2 protein-coding genes and 1 pseudogene are annotated in these 3,737 nt (G+C 70.4%); 1 reads left to right on the top strand and 2 read right to left on the bottom strand.

All coding sequences use genetic code 11. The features are described 5' to 3' along the window. Positions 1 to 205: 205 nt before the first annotated feature. Positions 206 to 2,428, top strand: coding sequence for a YccS family putative transporter (yccS, locus tag JHD63_RS21950; RefSeq protein WP_198972911.1), 2,223 nt, complete (start codon positions 206 to 208; stop codon positions 2,426 to 2,428). Here the strand turns inward: yccS and aroC are convergent. Both aroC and JHD63_RS21940 read right to left on the bottom strand, forming a co-directional pair. After that, the gene (gene aroC, locus JHD63_RS21945; protein WP_198972910.1) at positions 2,409 to 3,506 is read right to left on the bottom strand and encodes a chorismate synthase; all 1,098 of its coding nucleotides are present in this window, start codon (positions 3,504 to 3,506) and stop codon (positions 2,409 to 2,411) included. The genes yccS and aroC overlap by 20 nt on opposite strands. Before the next feature lie 37 nt (positions 3,507 to 3,543). Continuing rightward, positions 3,544 to 3,737 (bottom strand): annotated as a pseudogene (locus JHD63_RS21940) (methyl-accepting chemotaxis protein); the annotation flags it as partial.

The raw sequence follows: 3,737 nt of genomic DNA, 5'->3' as shown, positions 1-3,737 counted from the left end.
CCCCCCCCCCCCCCCCCCCCCCCCCCCCCCCCCCCCCCCCCCCCCCCCCCCTTTTAGATGTGTATAAGAGACAGGTGCTTGGCGCATCCATCCGCATGCCGGGGCCAGCGTGGGGTGAAATGAAGGATGACACGCCTAGCAAGGCAGGCACGTTAGCTGCGTGCGGTAGCCGCGCCCCACCTGCCCTCGCACTCCTTCTCCTCCGATGACGCCTGCCTCCCTGCCTGCCCTGCTGCGCCGCCTCTGGGCGCAGGACACCTTCGTCTACAGCCTGCGCGTGTGCATCGCGCTCGGCACCGTCATGACGCTGTGCTGGACGCAGAAGCGCATGGAACTGGTGATGCCGGTGTTCCTAGGCATCATCGCCTGCGCGCTGGCCGAGACCGACGACAACTGGCGAGGGCGACTGCGCGCGCTGCTGGCCACGCTGGGCTGCTTCGCCGTGGCCGGCTTCGCCGTGCAGTGGCTGTTTCCCCGCCCGCTGCTGTTCGCGCTGGCACTGCCGCTGGCCGCGTTCTGCTTGACGATGCTGGGCGCCATCGGCGAGCGCTACCGCGCCATCGCACAGGGCACGCTGATCCTGGCGCTCTACGCCGCGATCGGTACCGAACGCCTGGCCTCCGGCGACACGGCCGCCTGGCGCGAGCCGGTGCTGCTGCTGTCCGGCGCAGCCTGGTACGGCCTGTTGTCCGTGGCGTGGGCCGCCCTGTTCGCCCACCAGCCGGTGCAGCAGAACCTGGCCCGGCTCTACCAGGTGCTGGGCGACTACCTGCGGCTGAAATCGATGCTATTCGAACCCGTGCGCGGCATTGACGTGGAGCGGCGCCGCATGGCGCTGGCGCGCCACAACGGCGAGGTGGTGCAGGCCCTCAACATGGCCAAGGAAAGCCTCTTTCGCCGCCTGGGCGGCGCGCCGCCGCAGCGCCGCGTGGGCCGCTATCTGAGCCTGTACTTCATCGCCCAGGACGTGCACGAACGCGCCAGTTCCTCGCACGAGGCCTACGGCGAACTGACCGACGTGTTCTTCCACAGCGACGTGATGTACCGCTGCCAGCGGCTGCTGGCGCTGCAGGGCCGCGCCTGCGAGGACCTGGCCGAGGCCATACGGCTGCGCCAGCCCTTCGAGAAGCGCGGCGGCAGCCTGCAGGCCATGGCGGACCTGCGCGCCGCCCTGCAATACCTGCGCCAGCAGCCTGCCCCGCAAGCCGACGGCGAGCGCTGGGGACGCCTGCTGCGCTCGCTGCAGGCGCTGGCCGACAACCTGGCGGCTCTGGATACGCAACTGGTCAGCGCCAGCCACCCTCCCGTGCGCGGCGCAGCCGACGACAGCAGCCTGTTCGACCGCTCGCCGCGTACCGTACGCGATGCGCTGGAGCGCGTGCGCGTGCAGTTCACCCCGGCCTCGGCCCTGTTCCGCCATGCGCTGCGGCTGGCACTGGCGCTGGCCGCGGGCTTTGCCGTGCTGCACCTGATCCACATGCGCCAGGGCTACTGGATCCTGCTGACCACGCTGTTCGTCTGCCGGCCCAACTATGGCGACACGCGGCTGCGCATGGTGCAGCGCGTGGCCGGCACTATCGGCGGGCTGCTCGCCGGCTGGGCCTTGCTGCAGCTGTTTCCCAGCCTGCTGCTGCAGTCGGTGTTTGCGGTGGTGGCCGGCGTCGCCTTCTTCGCCACGCGCACGACGCGCTATGCCTTCGCGACCGGAGCGATCACGCTGCTGGTGCTGCTGGGCTTCAACCAGGCCGGCAACGGCTACGACCTGATCGTGCCGCGCCTGGTGGATACGGTGGCCGGGGCCCTGATCGCCGGGGCGGCGGTGTTCCTGGTGCTGCCCGACTGGCAGGGCCGCCGGCTGGAGAAGGTCGCGGCCCAGGCCGTCGCGGCCAGCGCCCGCTACCTGCAGGAGATCATGTCGCAATACGGCAGCGGCAAGCGCGACGACCTGGCCTACCGGCTGGCACGGCGCAATGCCCATAACGCCGACGCCGCCCTGTCCACGGCGCTGGCCAACATGGTGCAGGCGCCGAGCTTCTTCTACCGCGGGGCCGAGGCCGGCATCCGCTTCCTGGTGCAGTCGCACACCCTGCTCAACTACCTGTCGGCGCTGGGGGCCCACCGGCATGCGCTACCCGGGGACGCCGGTCAGGCGCTGGTCGAACGCGCGGCGGCCTTCGTCGTCGGCTCACTGGAAGACCTTGCCCTGCAACTGGCGGCGCACCAGGCTCCCGCTGCCGAGGACGGCGAAGCGCTGGGACTGGCGCAGGCCCTGGAACAACTCCCGGAAGAGAGCGACGAGACCGGCCGCCGCATGCAGATCCAACTGGCGCTGATCTGCCGGATGATCGGCCCGCTGCGCAACCGGGCGGCCCGGCTGGTGACGCCCCCAGCCGCAGGCGCCGTGCCTGCTACTGCCGACGCGCGCTGACCGGCGGCACCGCCAGCGTCACGTCGCCGCACTGGGCACGGTGGCGCAGGGCGTGGTCCATCACCACCAGCGCGAGCAGCGCCTCGGCGATCGGGGTGGCGCGAATGCCCACGCAGGGGTCGTGCCGGCCCTTGGTCACCACCTCCACCGGCTGGCCCTGGACGTCGATGGAATTGCGTGGGCTGATGATCGAACTGGTGGGCTTGATCGCCAGCGAGACTTCCAGGTCTTGTCCGCTGCTGATGCCGCCCAGCACACCGCCGGCATTGTTGGACTCGAAGCCCTCGGGCGTGATCGAGTCGCCGTGCGTGGTGCCGCGCTGGGTCACGCTGGCGAAACCGGCGCCGATCTCCACGCCCTTGACCGCGTTCAGGCCCATCATGGCGTGCGCGATGTCGGCGTCGAGCTTGTCGTACAGCGGCTCGCCCAGACCGACCGGCACATTCCGCGCGATCACGCGCAGGCGCGCGCCGCAGGAATCGCCGGCCTTGCGCAGCGCGTCCATGTAGTCCTCCAGCGCCGACACGTCGGCCACGGGGGCGAAGAAGGGGTTCTCGTTGACATGGCGCCAATCCTCGAACGGGATCACCTGGTCGCCGATCTGGGTCATGCAGCCGCGAAACACCACGCCGTAGCGCTGCAGCAGCCACTTGCGCGCCACGGCACCGGCCGCCACGGTCGGCGCCGTCAGCCGCGCGGAGGAACGCCCTCCGCCACGCGGGTCGCGGATGCCGAACTTGTGCCAGTAGGTGTAATCCGCGTGGCCCGGGCGGAAACTCTGGGCGATGGCGGTGTAGTCCTTGCTACGCTGGTCGGCATTGCGGATCAGCAGCGCGATCGGGGTGCCGGTGGTCTTGCCGTCGTAGACGCCGGAGAGGATCTCCACCGCGTCGGGCTCGTTGCGCTGGGTGACGTGCCGGCTGGTGCCAGGGCGGCGACGGTCCAGCTCCGGCTGGATGTCGGCCTCCGACAGTTCCATGCCCGGCGGGCAGCCGTCGATGACGCAACCAATCGCGGACCCATGGGATTCGCCGAAGTTGGTGACAGAAAACAGGGTGCCGATGGTGTTGCCGCTCATAGGGCGGCGATTATCCCATCGGCCCCGCACGCGCCCCTCACGCCGTGGTCAACTGCGGCAGCGGTCGATGGGACCGCAGCAGCCCACCTCTCACATTGAAGACACCGACCATCTGCGTCATCTGCGCCGACTGCTCGCGCAGGGCCTGGGCGGCGGCGGCGGCCTGCTCCACCAGGGCGGCGTTCTGCTGCGTCATGCGGTCGAGCTGGGACACGGCCTGGTTGACTTCGC

Origin of the sequence: Xylophilus sp. ASV27, from assembly GCF_016428875.1 — a bacterium.
Classification (GTDB): domain Bacteria; phylum Pseudomonadota; class Gammaproteobacteria; order Burkholderiales; family Burkholderiaceae_C; genus Xylophilus.
Note: the sequence above shows the minus strand (reverse complement) of the source record. Positions and strands in the feature narration are given on the sequence as shown.

Excerpts from the sequence above, each read along its gene's own strand:
- aroC (WP_198972910.1), bottom strand. The coding sequence starts at position 3,506 with ATGAGCGGCAACACCATCGGCACCCTGTTTTCTGTCACCAACTTCGGC.
- yccS (WP_198972911.1), top strand. The coding sequence starts at position 206 with ATGACGCCTGCCTCCCTGCCTGCCCTGCTGCGCCGCCTCTGGGCGCAG.